Genomic DNA, 12,817 nt, shown 5'->3' with positions numbered 1-12,817 from the left:
AAGCGATGAAGCCCGTTCCGACCATCGACGCCCACCATCATATTTGGCGGTTGAACGATCTGCCGTGGTTATCGGGACCGCAGGTGCCGCGCATCTTCGGGCCCTATCAGCCGATCTGCCGCGACTATACGATCGAGGAATATCGCGGCGATATCGCCGGCTGCGATATCGTCAAATCGATCTACATCCAGACCAACTGGCCCGCCGGGCAAAGCTATGACGAGGCGCGATGGGTCCAATCGGTCTCGGATGAGACCGGTTGGCCGCATGCCAATGTCGCTCACGCCGATCTCGCCGACGCCGATGCCGGTTTGCTGATCGCGCGTCTGGCAAAGCTGACCGCGACGCGCGGAATCCGGCAGCAATTGCACTGGCACCGCAATCCGCAATATTCGTTTGCGCCAGGCCCCGAGGTGATGAACGGCGCCGAATGGCGGCGTGGCCTCGCGATGCTGGGGGATCACGGGTTGCTGTTCGAGATCCAGATTTTTGCGGACCAGATGGCGGATGGTGCCCGGCTGGCGAAATCGTTTCCGGCGACGGTCTTCGTGCTCGAGCACGCAGGCATGCTGGAAGATATGTCGCCGGGCGGATTGCAGGTGTGGCGCGAGGGATTGAAATCCCTGGCGGACTGTCCGAACGTGAACGTCAAGCTTTCGGGGCTCGGCACCTTCGTCCATGCCTGCCGCGAGGACCTGATGAAATTCATCGTCACGGAGACCGTGGCGCTGTTCGGCGCCGATCGATGTTTTTTTGGCAGCAATTTTCCGATCGAGAAGCTCTGGACCGACTACAAGACACTGTACCGGACATTTCGAAGCGCAATCGCCGATTTGAGCGATCGCGACCAGGCCGCGATCCTGCACGACACCGCGGCCCGCCTGTACCGGATCGGGTAGCGCCTTTTCCGTTCCGATGAAGCAATCGCCGACGTCATCCTGAGGAGGCCGCATCGCGGCCGTCTCGAAGGATGGTGTTCAGTGTCGCGCTTGCGGCCATCCTTCGAGGCGCGCAAGAAAGTGCGCGCACCTCGCGGGCGAACGCTCGGCGTTCGTCCCGGGGATGACGAATTGCTTGCTTCCGTCATCCCGAGGAGGCCGCGAAGCGCGCCGTCTCGAAGGGGTGCCGTGGTCTCAAAAGCGGCCGCTCATTCCGACGACGCGCCGCTGGCCTTGATCGGGGCGGCCCATTTGACGATTTCGCTCTGGACGAAGGATGCGAGATACTCCGGCGTCGTGCGGTCGTCCGCGACCAATTGCAGGCCGGCGGCCTCGAGTTTCTCGCGCACCGCAGGGGTCTTCATCGCCGCCAGCGTCGCTTGCCGCAATTTTTGCACGATCGGCTCGGGCGTGCCCTTGGGCAGGAAGAAGGCGTTCCAGGTATAGGCTTCGACGTCAAAGCCCTGCTCGATGGCGGTGGGAACATCGGGCAGCGCCGCGGAGCGTTCTTTGGTCAGGACCGCGATTGGCTTGACGGACCCGGCGTCGATCTGCGGTTTTGCGCTGGTGATGATATCGCAGAGGTAATCGACACGGCCGCCGATCAGGTCCTGCATCGCGGGGTTGGCGCCGCGAAACGGCACATGGACCACGTCGAGCCCGGTGACTAGGTTAACCAGCGCGCAGCCCAGATGGATCGCCGAACCGGTGCCGGCGGAAGCGAATTGCATGCTGTCCTTGTGGGCTTTGGCGTAGGCGACGAATTGCTTCATGTCGTTGACCGGAAGGTCCTTGCGGGCGATCAGCACCAGCGGCGCTTCCAGGATTAACGCCACCGGCGCGAAGTCGGTCGTTGAATTGTATGCGGGTTTTTTGAACAGCGTCTGGTTCTGGGCCTGCGTGCCGACCGTGCCTTGCAGGAAGGTGTAGCCATCGGGGGCAGCCTTCGCGACCCGGTCGGCGCCGTTCATGCCGCCGGCGCCGCCGATGTTTTCCACGATGATCGGCTGACCCAGCACTTCGCCCATCCGCTGCGCGAACAGCCGCGCCACCACATCGTTGGGGCCGCCCGCGGCGAACGGATTGATCATGGTCAGCGGATGGGTGGGCCAATCGGCGGCATGTGCCGTTGCAACGAGACCGAGGTGGAAAGCAACAAGCAACGCGGCGCGCGCAAGCGATACTCGGTAACGAACCACGCTTGAATTCATCTGGCAACGCGCCGTAAATGTTCAAACAAAACCTGATCGAACTCCGCCGGACGATCGATCTGAGGAAGATGCCCGGCGCCGTCGATTTCCGTGTAGGCGCTGTGCGGCAATAGCTTCCCAAGGTGCCGCATCGGTTCGAGCAGGGCCTCGTCGCGAGAGCCGATGACAAGCGACACCGGACTTGTAATCGCGGAAACGCCGTCGAGATAGTTCAATCCCTTGATCGCTTCCGCGCAACCGACAAACCCTTCGGCCGATGTCTGGCGAATGCAGGCGAGCAGCTCGGCTGCGACCGCGGGATGGCCCGTCAGGAAGTCGTTGCCGAACCACCGCTCGGCGGTCGGCCCCGCGAGGGCATCGATCCCCTTGGCGCGGACGAGAGCGATGCGGTCATCCCAGGCCGCGGCGAATGGTGGCGGCGCGTCGGCGCGGGCGGCAACGATACAAAGGCTCGCGATACGGCCGGCATGTTGAATCCCGAGACCAAACCCGGTCATTCCGCCCTGCGAGACCCCGACATAATGCGCCTTCGCGATGCCGAGCGCATCGAGCACCACGATGTTGTCGGCAACCAGATCGTCCATGGTGTAGGGCGCAGGAGACGCCGCCGAGCGGCCATGTCCACGGGTATCGAGGCAGATCACGCGCCAGCCGTCAGCGACGAGACGGCGAGCCTGGCGATGCCAGATCGCGCTCCCGGTCAGGATGGAATGGTTGAACAGCACGGTTTCGGTGCCGGCCGCGTTGCCGAGGCGAAGGCTGAGCGGTCCCGTCGCAGTTTGCACACTACGGCGCTCGAAGCCCGGCCATTCGCTGGTCTCGATCAGGGAAGCGTCAGTCACTGATACCCATCTCCGTGAAAACTTCCTTCGCATTGCGAAAACTGTCGAGGCCTGCCGGCACGCCGCAATAGACCGCGATCTGCAGGAAAACCTCGCGCAGCTCGGCTTTGGTGATGCCGTTGTTGAGCGCGCCGCGAACGTGGATCTTGAATTCGTGCGGACGGTTGAGCGCGGCGATCATGCCGAGATTGAGCAGGCTTCGGCTTCGACGGTCGAGGTCAGGCCTGTTCCATATCTCGTCCCAGCAATATTCGGTGGCGAGTTGCTGCATCGGCCAGTTGAAGTCGTCGGCCGCTGCCAGCGAACGATCCACATAGCTGTCGCCCAGCACGCCGCGTCGGGTCTTCAGTCCGCGTTCGAATTTTTCACTGCGTGGCTTGCTTTTGCTCATCGAGTTTTCTCCAGTGTCGGACACAGGCCGGCGGTCAGGCCGTTTCGAGCTCGGCGAGCGGCGCGTTCCATGCGTCGTGGCCATAGACCCAATCCGGATCGGTCGGATTTTTCAGCCAGGTATTGGTGCGTGAGCTCAGTTGCATGCGCGAGGTTCGCGGCTTGCGTGTCGCCTCGAAGCGGCGGAAGGCATCGGAAACGCCGTCGCGTTCGACGCCGACGAGGCAGCGCGACAGCACCGCCCCGTCCTCCATCGCCATCGCGGCGCCCTGCGCCATGTAGGGCGTCATCGGGTGGCAGGCGTCGCCGAGCAGCGTGACGTTGCCGTCGCTCCAGCGCGGCAGCGGATCGCGATCGAACAGCGCCCATTTATGCACCGACGGGCAGGAGGCCAGGACATGGCGAACCTGCGGATGGAACGCTGCGAAATCCTTGCGCAGCTCGTTGACGTCGCCCATCGCCGACCACGATTCGACCGTGAAATTGGGTTCGGGCTGGCTGGTCACGAAGTAGATTTCGCTGCGGTCCGGCTTGACGTAATAGATCACGATATGGCGATCCGGCCCCCACCATTTGGTGCAGTCGTCGATGGGATAGCCGCCCAGCAGGGAAGCCGGAAACACCGTTCGGTAGGCGATACGGCCCGTAAAATTGGCATCGTCCTTGCCGAACAAACTATCCTTGACGAAGGAATGCACGCCGTCCGAGGAAACCATCGCGTCGGCTTCCACCTTGTTGCCGTTCGCGAAAGTCAAACTGACGCCACCATCCGCCTTCTGTTCGAAGCCGACCAGTCTGTGGTCGAGATGGATCGCCTCGTCGGGAACGGCGCTGGCGAGCGCTGAGTGTAAATCGCCGCGATGTCCGAGCAGATAAGGCGCGCCATACTTCGCTTCCGCCGCCTCACCAAAAATCATGTCGAAACGAATCTCTCCAGTGTCGTATTCCTTGTTGTTCCATGAACGGGGGTAAAACGATTGCGCGCGCATCGCGCCTTCCAGCCCGAGGCCGCGCAACGTCTTCATGGCGTTGCAGCCGATCTGGATGCCGGCTCCCAGCCGGGTAAATTTCGACGCCTGTTCGTAGACATCGGCTTTAATGCCGGCGCGATGCAGGGCCGCGGCAGTGGCAAGCCCTCCCATTCCAGCCCCGATGATGGCCACGGAAAGTTTTGTCATGAATATTACCCCGTCGAATTGCTTGGTACGGTTTGATGAAACGCGTTGCCTCACGGCCTGCCATGACTATCGGCCATGGGCGCTCGCCTTCGCAAACGAGTAATCCTGACCGGGCGTGAGTTTCTTTCCGCCGTTTCCGTGAACTGGGATCACTCGGGGCGATGCTTCAATATTCTTCGAGGCCCTGAATCCGGATCCTTGAGCCGAACGAGCCTTGGATTACGGCATTATTCACCGCAGCGAAGCCGCCATCGTGACCGGCGCGTCACGTCTTCCGGCCCGCGCGTAACGATTGGGCGCCTGCCGTGTGATTAAAACTCACGGCCCGACAGTTTTATGGGGTTGCCGTTCGACGCCCTCGCCACTAACTTGAGCCGTCAAAATCAGGCGTAACCGTCGCATCGGAACGATCGGCTGGCGCGAATTGCAACAGGGCCGGAGGCGGGATAGGGCGTGAGAAAATTGCCGCCGCTCAATGCCGTCCGGACCTTCGAAGCGGCGGCGCGCCACGTCAGCTTCACCAACGCCGCCGAAGAGCTGCATGTCACGCACGGCGCGGTGAGCCGGCAGGTCGCGCTGCTGGAGGACTGGTTCGGCGTCAAACTGTTTCGCCGGGCGCCGTCGCAACTCAGCCTGACCGATGCCGGGCAGATCTATTTTCGCGAAGTGACCGCCATCCTCGATCGGCTGGCGCTGGCCTCGATGGACATGCAGCAGCACGTCGCGCCGGCGGTATTGCGGGTCAATGCGCCGCCGACCTTTACGATGCGTTGGCTGCTTGGCCGCATTTCCTCGTTTCAGCGCAAACGACCCGACGTCGAGTTGCGCCTCACCACCTCGCTCGGCCCGGTCAATGCCAACGATCTTGGCTCGGATGTCGCGATCCGGGGTGAACAGCCGGCGATGCCGGGCTGGCAATCGATCCATTTCATGACCGAATTGATCGCGCCGGTCTGTCATGTCGAGCTGTTGGAACAGGGGCAGTTGCGAACGCCGGCCGATCTCACCAACCATACGCTGATCACCTATCTGACCGAACCCTATGACTGGAAGCAATGGCTGTTGTCCGCCGGCGGCGAGATGTCGAGCAACCAGAGGAAGTTGCGGTTCGAGCAGATGTATTTCGCGCTGCAGGCGACACAGGAGCGGATGGGGGTCGGATTGTATCCGCTGTTCCTGGTGATCGACGAGTTGGTCGACAAGCGGCTCTGTGTCCCCTTTGGCTCGCTCGGCATCCGCAAAAGGTCCTACAGCGCCTTGTTTCGCGATGACGTAAAGGACTGGAGCGCGATTGCGGATTTTTGCGCATGGTTGACGGAGGCCGGCCGCGAGACCGAGCAAGTGACCAAGGCGTGGGCGCAGTCGATGGGGTGGAAGTTCTAGAGCCTGTTCGGTTCTGATTAAATCAGAACTGGGCTCTAGATTCTTGTTTTGACGCGTTTTCTTGACGCGAACCGGCATCCACTTCGCTTGAAAACGCTATAGAGCCGCGAACGCTTAAAAAAGCGGCTCGGTTGAGATAAACTCACGCTCGGTCAGGATTAGTCGTTTGCAGGCAAGGCCGCCCAACCGATAACTGCGTAGGGCAAGAACTGCGTAAGGTAAGGCGAGTTCGAGGGGACTTCATCGATGGGCCGCAAACTGGCAACGCGCAAACTGGCAATGATCGCGTTGCTTTCCGGGTTCGCATTCGCAAATTTGGCGGTCGCGCAAGCGCCGGAAAAGCTGTCGATCGTGGTGTTCGGCCCGCCGTCGCTCGGTGCGTTCCTGCCGCCGGTGATCAAGGCGTTCAAGCTCGACGAGAAGAACGGCCTGGCGATCACCTTCGCGGAGCGCACGCCCGACGCCTATACCGCGCAATTCAATTCCGGTGAATTCGAGCTTGGCGGCAGCGCCTCGCTGCTGACGGTCGGCCTTGCCGATACCCGTGGCGTCAAGGTGACGTATCTGTTCAATCTGTTCGACTATTGGGGAGCCGTGGTGACGTCGCGGCCCGAGATCAAGACCTTGAAGGATATCGAGGGCAAGGACCTCGCCGCGGCCAAGGGCACCACCAATTACGTGATGTTCGACTGGTTCGCCCGGCAGCTCGGCGCCGATACCGCGAAGTTCTCGGTGATCAACACGGCGACCCCGGGATTGATCGGCTACGCGATGGCCGATCGCGCGGCGGCGGTGCAACTCTGGGAGCCCGCTTATACGACGCTGCTGTCGAAAAAGAGCGAGATGCGGACGGTCGATATCGGCATCGCCGACAGTTGGATGAAATTCACCGGCAGCCACAACATCCCCTACCTCGGCGTCGCAGCCCATCTCGATTGGGCGGAAAAGAACCCGACACTGATCCCGAAATTATACGCGGCCTACAAGGAAGCCGCCGAGTGGGTCACCGCGCACCCGGACGAGGCGTCCAAGCTGATCGCGCCGAAGGGGACGCCGGATGACCAGAAGGCGATCGCGGATCTGGTGCGCGCCAATGACCGGCTCGGCATGAATGTGAAATGGGCCTCCGACGTGCGCAAGGAAATCAATTCGGTGTACGCCGCCGGGAAATCCATCGCCTTCCTGCCGTCGGATCCGGCGGCCTCGACCATCTATCAGGCGCCCGGGCAATGAGCGACGCCATGCCGCAGGCCGCGACGCCGTCGCTGGCAGACAATGTGCTGGGCATGGCCAAGCGGCTGGGGATGTCGGTGTTGCCCTTTGCCGTGGTGATCGCGCTCTGGCAGTTCGCCTCGCTGTTTTTTCCGCGCTTCCTGTTTCCGTCGCTGATCGACGTGTTCTGGCGCTGCATCGACATCTTCTCGACCGGATCGATGTTCGCCGACGTGCTGGCGACGGTGTTTCGTATTCTGGCGGGGCTTGCCGGCGCCTTCATCGTCGGCGGATTGCTGGCGTTGCTGATGGTGCGCTCGCGCGCCATCGACCGGTTCCTGTCGCCGATCCTGTCGTTGTTCCAGGGCATTCCCGCGCTGTCCTGGGTGGTGTTCGCCATCATCTGGTTTCATGGCGTCGAGTTTCGCATCTTCTTCATCATGGTGATGACGACATTGCCGTCGTTTACCTTTCAGGTGCTCGGCGCGCTGCGCGCGATGTCGCGGGATTTGATGGAGATGGTGTTCAGCTTCCGGCCGACGCGCATGAAACTGTTTCGGGTGATGATCGCGCCGGCGATCCTGCCGGACATCCTGACCGCCTGGAAGGTCAATCTCGGCAACGCCTCGCGCGTGGTGGTGGTCGCCGAACTGGTCGGCGCCACCGGCGGCGTCGGCTATGAATTGTTGCAGCAACAGCAATTGTTCGACATGGCCGGCGCGCTGGCCTGGACGCTGCAACTGGTGTTCTTTGTGCTGATCGTGCAGGGCATCCTGACCTTGATCGAGAATACCGCGTTCCGTTACCGCGCGGTGTCGGAGCGCGTGATATGAGGGACATCGTCACGCCGAACGACGCGGCGATCCACCTCGATCACGTCTCGAAGGTGTTCGGCAAGCCGGGCAGCAGTGGCGCGTATCGTGCCGTCGACAATATCAATCTCGATGTTCGCCCCGGCCAGATGCTCGCGATCCTCGGCAAGACCGGCTGCGGCAAGTCGACGATCTTCAACATGATCGCGGGGCTGACCGAGCCGACCACCGGCACCGTGCGTGTCGACGGCCGCGATCCGTTCGCGGATTTCGATTCGTTTCGCGGCAAGATGGCGATCGTGTTCCAGAGCGACCGGCTGCTGCCGTGGCGCAGCGCGATCCAGAACGTCGAACTCGGCCTCGAGATGCTCGATACGCCGGTGGCGGAGCGGCGGGCCGCGGCGCAACACTGGCTGACCAAGCTCGGGCTCGGCGGACACGAGAATGATTATCCGCATGCGCTGTCCGGCGGCATGCGTCAGCGCGTCTCGATCGCCCGCGCCTTTGCGACCAACGCCAATATCATGCTCTGCGACGAGCCGTTCTCCGCGCTCGATGAATCGACCGCCGGGCGCCTGCGCGCCGAATTCGTCCGGCTGGTGAAGGAGAATGGCAAGACCGCGGTGTTCATCACCCATTCGATCAGTGAAGCGCTGGAGATCGGCGACCGCATCGTGGTGCTGAAGCGCCCGGCGATGATCGCCTATGACGTCAGTTTCGACACCGCGACCGATCAGCAGCAGCGCGAGCTCATCCGCAGCCGGATCGGCGAGGTGCTGGCGGCCTGAGGCCGGTACGCTCTCGACGCGTTATGTCATTGAGCGAAGTTTGCGAGCGGCACCCACAAGAAAATCCAGCCGCCGATTGTCACCCCGCTGACATCCAGGCAAGAAAGGTGCAGACTGCCGGGAGTCGGGCTTGAGAAATCGACTTCAAAAAGGGTTTTGGGGGTATCAATGAAGCATTCGGGCAGTGGTTCGCCGAGGCACCCCGGTCATCTCACCCGCCGAAGCCTGCTGGCAAGTGCGGCTCTCCTGATTACGACCGGCGGCGCGCGCGCCCGTGTGGTGACGAAAGTTCTGCCGTGGGATCCGAACGAAGCCTATCCCGTGGTGCCCGTGAAGCCGGGCGGCTATCTCTTCTTCAGCGCGGCAGAAGCCGCTGCCGTCGATGCCATCGTCGACCGGCTGATTCCGACCGATGAACTCGGCCCCGGCGCCAAGGATGCCGGCGTCACCACCTTTATCGACCGGCAGTTGATGGGTCCCTTTGGCGGCCATGACTGGCTTTATATGCAGGGCCCGTTTGCCGCGGCTCCGTTGCCGAGCCAGGGTTTGCAGTCGTCGCTGACCCCGCGGCAACAATATCGCCAGGGGCTGGCGGCGCTGGAATCGTATTGCAAGACCAGCTTTGGTGGTCGCGATTTCGTTCAGTTGAACGCCGATGAGCAGGACAAACTGCTGACCGGCATGGAGAAGGGCGACGTCACGCTGCCGAATTTCAGCAGCAAGATGCTGTTTTCGGCGATCCACGCCAACACACTGGAAGGCTATTTCGCCGATCCGATTTATGGCGGCAATCGCGACATGGCTGGCTGGAAACTCGTCGGCTTCCCCGGCGTCCGTTACGATTATCGCGACGTGATCGAGAAGCCCAATCAGGCCTACACGCTGCCGCCGGTCGGCATGCAGGGTCGCTCGGCGTGGGGACCACGCTGATGGTCCGCCGCCTGCCGCGCAAGGATGTCGTCATCGTCGGTCTCGGCTGGACCGGATCGATCCTGGCCTATGAACTGTCGCGCACCGGCCTGGAGGTGGTCGCGATCGAGCGCGGCCCCTGGCGCGATACCGCGACCGATTTCAATATCGGCACCGCGCCGGACGAACTGCGCTACGCCGTGCGCCACGATATCTTCCTGCGTCCGAAGCAGGAAACGCTCACCATGCGCAACAACCCGTCGCAGACGGCGTTGCCGATCCGCAAATGGGGCAGTTTCCTGCCTGGCAATGGCGTGGGCGGTGCGGGCGTCCATTGGAACGGCCAGACCTGGCGTTTTCTCCCCGATGATTTTCGCATTCGCAGCCACATGCTGGAGCGATACGGCGAGGGGATTTTTCCCGAGAACCATCACATCCAGGATTGGCCGGTTAGCTACGATGAACTTGAGCCGTATTACGACAAGTTCGAATATCTCGCGGGCATCTCCGGCAAGGCCGGCAACGTCAAGGGGCGGATTCAGCCCGGCGGCAATCCGTTCGAAGGGGTGCGTGAGCGGGATTATCCGACGCCGCCGATGCAGCAAGGCTACGCCCAGAATTTGTTCACGAAGGCGGCGTCCGGTCTCGGCCTTCATCCGTTCCCGCGGCCGTCCGCCAACATCTCGGTGGCCTACACCAATCCTTATGGTTGCAGTATGGCGCCCTGTACCTATTGCGGTTTTTGCGAGCGGTTCGGCTGCGCCAATTACTCCAAGGCATCGCCGCAGACCTGCGTCTTGCCGGTGCTGGTGCGACAGCCGACCTTCGAGGCGCGCACCGAATGCGAAGTGACGAAGGTGAACCTGTCCGGCGACGGCAAGACCGCCACCGGCGTCAGCTATGTCGATGCCGCTGGCGAGGAATGGGAGCAACCGGCGGATGTCGTGCTGGTCTGCGCCTACGCGCTGTTCAACGTGCGCCTGCTGCTGCTGTCGGGCATCGGAAAACCCTACGATCCCGCGAGCAATGAAGGCGTCGTCGGCCGCAATTACGCCTATCAAACCGGCTCCGGCTCGACCGCGTTCTTCGAAGATGCCAAATTCAATTCGTTCGCCGCGGCGGGATCGCTCGGCGTCGCCGCGGATGATTACAACAGCGACAATTTCGATCATGGACCGCATGGCTTCGTCGGCGGTGCATCGATCACCAGCGCTCATACCAACGGGCGCCCGATTCAGTTTCACCCGACGCCACAGGGCACGCCGAATTGGGGCAGCCAGTGGAAGAAGGCGGTCCGCGATACCTACCAGCGTGTCACCAGCGTTAGCGCTCAGGGTAGCGTGATGAGCTACCGCAATAATTATCTGGACCTCGATCCGACCTACAAGGATCCGCTCGGCCGCCCCCTGATGCGCATGACGTTCGATTATCAGGATAACGAGCGCAAGATGGCGAACTGGATGGCCGATCGCTGCGATGAAATCGCCAAGGCGATGGGCGCGAAGACGACGCAGGTCAATCGCCTGGTCGGCCCATGGTCGGTGGTGCCCTATCAGTCGACGCATAATACCGGTGGCGCGGTGATGGGCAGCGATCCCAAAACCAGCGTGTTGAACCGCTATTTGCAGTCCTGGGACGTGTCGAATGTGTTCGTGATGGGCGCGTCGGCGTTTCCGCAAAATGCCGGCTACAACCCGACCGGCACGGTCGGCGCGCTAACCTATTGGTCGCTCGATGCGATCAAGAAATATCTCAAATCGCCCGGCCCGCTGGTGCAGCTATGAGGTGGCGCAGCGCGATCCTGTTCGCCGCGCTGGCGGCCATCGGCGGCGCGAAGGCCGATCCGGACAATTATGTGATCGCCCGGCGAGGCCGCGCGCTCGCGATCGCCGGCGATTGCGTGGCCTGCCACACCGCGCCGGGAGGAGCGCCGCTGGCCGGCGGGCTGGCGCTGGCGACGCCGTTCGGCGTGATCATGACGCCGAACATCACGCCCGACGATGCGAGCGGGATCGGGCGCTGGACCAAGGTGGAGTTCGCGCGCGCGATGCATGAGGGGCGGGGACGGAACGGCGCCTACCTCTATCCGGCGTTTCCGTATCCTTATTTTACCAAGGTGACGCGCGAAGATACCGATGCGATCTTTGACTATCTCAAAACGCTCGCCCCGGTCACCAACGCCGTCAACCGCAGGACGCTGCCATTTCCGTTCAGCGTTCGCGCGCTGATGATCGGATGGAATTCGCTGTTCTTCAAACCGGGCCCGTTCGTGCCTGATCCGCAGCATTCCCCGGAATTCAATCGCGGCGCCTATCTGGTGGAGTGGCTCGGCCATTGCGGCGCGTGCCATACGCCGCTGAACGCCTTCGGGGCGAACAAGGCCGACCAGTTTCTGCAGGGCAACCGGATCGACGAATGGACCGCGCCTGACATCACCAACGATCAGCAGTCGGGTCTCGGCAAATGGTCGGTGGATGAAGTCGTCCAGTATCTCAAAAACGGTCAGACCCGGACCACGACCGCGAGCGGTCCGATGAGAGATGTCGTCGAGCATTCGACCTCGAAGATGCCGGAGGCGGATTTGAGGGCGATCGCGGTCTACCTGAAAGAACGCGGCGCGGCGGGCGTGCCTGTGCCTGCGGCTGTTCCGGCATCCGATCCTCGCATGCAGGTCGGGGAAGCCATCTTCGTCGACACCTGTTCGGCCTGCCATACCCGCAACGGCGCGGGCATCGAACACCTGTTTCCCCGTCTCGCTGACAATGCCATTGTCAGGCAGAGCGATCCAACGACGTTGGTTCGGATCGTTCTGACGGGTGTCAGAGGTGCCGGCACCGATGTGTTTCCGACCTCGCCCGCGATGCCGTCTTTCGGCTACCGTCTTGACGACGATCAGGTGGCCGCGGTCGTCACCTATATCAGAAACAGCTGGGGCAACACGGCGTCACCGGTTGATGCGGAGTTGGTCAAGACCTTGCGGAGCCATGTCGCCGGGCCGGTTGAACGTTCCGCTGCGCAGTAATATTCAGGGGTGGGTTATGGCCGATGCATCGGCCGAACCATCCGGCAAGGAAATCATGACGCAACCCGCGGATTCCTCGATCACCGCTGTCTTCGAGACGCTGCCCGAACTGCTCGAGGCTGATACCGGGCT

12 protein-coding genes are annotated in these 12,817 nt (G+C 62.2%); 8 read left to right on the top strand and 4 right to left on the bottom strand.

The window, feature by feature from the left end:
* Window positions 1–5: 5 nt before the first annotated feature.
* Complete coding sequence (locus tag GSQ88_RS08365; RefSeq protein ID WP_159007008.1) at window positions 6–899, top strand: amidohydrolase family protein; 894 nt, start codon at window positions 6–8, stop codon at window positions 897–899.
* A gap of 248 nt (window positions 900–1,147) precedes the next feature.
* Here the strand turns inward: GSQ88_RS08365 and GSQ88_RS08360 are convergent, their stop codons facing one another.
* From GSQ88_RS08360 to GSQ88_RS08345, 4 genes are all read right to left on the bottom strand, one after another.
* The gene (locus GSQ88_RS08360) at window positions 1,148–2,029 is read right to left on the bottom strand and encodes a Bug family tripartite tricarboxylate transporter substrate binding protein (protein WP_210253771.1); all 882 of its coding nucleotides are present in this window, start codon (window positions 2,027–2,029) and stop codon (window positions 1,148–1,150) included.
* 116 nt (window positions 2,030–2,145) lie between these two features.
* Entirely contained in the window at window positions 2,146–2,991 is an 846-nt protein-coding gene (locus GSQ88_RS08355) for an alpha/beta fold hydrolase (protein ID WP_159007005.1), read from the bottom strand.
* Window positions 2,984–3,382, bottom strand: coding sequence for a carboxymuconolactone decarboxylase family protein (locus GSQ88_RS08350; protein ID WP_159007003.1), 399 nt, complete (start codon window positions 3,380–3,382; stop codon window positions 2,984–2,986). Before GSQ88_RS08350 ends, GSQ88_RS08355 begins: the two co-directional genes overlap by 8 nt.
* Before the next feature lie 34 nt (window positions 3,383–3,416).
* Entirely contained in the window at window positions 3,417–4,559 is a 1,143-nt protein-coding gene (locus GSQ88_RS08345) for an FAD-dependent monooxygenase (RefSeq protein WP_159007001.1), read from the bottom strand.
* A gap of 453 nt (window positions 4,560–5,012) precedes the next feature.
* Here GSQ88_RS08345 and GSQ88_RS08340 point away from each other — a divergent pair, with 453 nt between their 5' ends.
* The 7 genes from GSQ88_RS08340 to GSQ88_RS08310 all read left to right on the top strand — a co-directional run bounded on the left by GSQ88_RS08340 (window position 5,013) and on the right by GSQ88_RS08310 (window position 12,685).
* Entirely contained in the window at window positions 5,013–5,942 is a 930-nt protein-coding gene (locus tag GSQ88_RS08340) for a LysR substrate-binding domain-containing protein (protein ID WP_159006999.1), read from the top strand.
* A 246-nt stretch (window positions 5,943–6,188) separates the two neighbouring features.
* Window positions 6,189–7,175 carry an ABC transporter substrate-binding protein gene (locus GSQ88_RS08335; RefSeq protein WP_159006997.1) on the top strand — a complete coding sequence of 329 codons (987 nt, stop codon included), beginning with the start codon at window positions 6,189–6,191 and terminating at the stop codon, window positions 7,173–7,175.
* Window positions 7,172–7,987, top strand: coding sequence for an ABC transporter permease (locus GSQ88_RS08330; protein WP_159006995.1), 816 nt, complete (start codon window positions 7,172–7,174; stop codon window positions 7,985–7,987). The genes GSQ88_RS08335 and GSQ88_RS08330 overlap by 4 nt, the downstream gene beginning before the upstream one ends.
* Window positions 7,984–8,754 (top strand): ABC transporter ATP-binding protein, encoded by a 771-nt coding sequence (locus GSQ88_RS08325; protein WP_159006993.1) that lies wholly within the window; start codon window positions 7,984–7,986, stop codon window positions 8,752–8,754. The genes GSQ88_RS08330 and GSQ88_RS08325 overlap by 4 nt, the downstream gene beginning before the upstream one ends.
* Before the next feature lie 168 nt (window positions 8,755–8,922).
* Window positions 8,923–9,684 carry a gluconate 2-dehydrogenase subunit 3 family protein gene (locus GSQ88_RS08320; protein WP_159006991.1) on the top strand — a complete coding sequence of 254 codons (762 nt, stop codon included), beginning with the start codon at window positions 8,923–8,925 and terminating at the stop codon, window positions 9,682–9,684.
* Window positions 9,684–11,447 (top strand): GMC family oxidoreductase, encoded by a 1,764-nt coding sequence (locus GSQ88_RS08315; RefSeq protein WP_159006989.1) that lies wholly within the window; start codon window positions 9,684–9,686, stop codon window positions 11,445–11,447. Before GSQ88_RS08320 ends, GSQ88_RS08315 begins: the two co-directional genes overlap by 1 nt.
* Window positions 11,444–12,685: a c-type cytochrome gene (locus tag GSQ88_RS08310; RefSeq protein ID WP_159006987.1), complete on the top strand. Its 1,242-nt coding sequence runs from the start codon at window positions 11,444–11,446 to the stop codon at window positions 12,683–12,685. Before GSQ88_RS08315 ends, GSQ88_RS08310 begins: the two co-directional genes overlap by 4 nt.
* Window positions 12,686–12,817: the final 132 nt, after the last annotated feature.

This window comes from Bradyrhizobium sp. S69 (assembly GCF_009766005.1).
Lineage (GTDB): Bacteria > Pseudomonadota > Alphaproteobacteria > Rhizobiales > Xanthobacteraceae > Bradyrhizobium.
The sequence above is the reverse complement of the archived record's forward strand: the minus strand, read 5'-3'. Positions and strand labels throughout refer to the sequence as shown.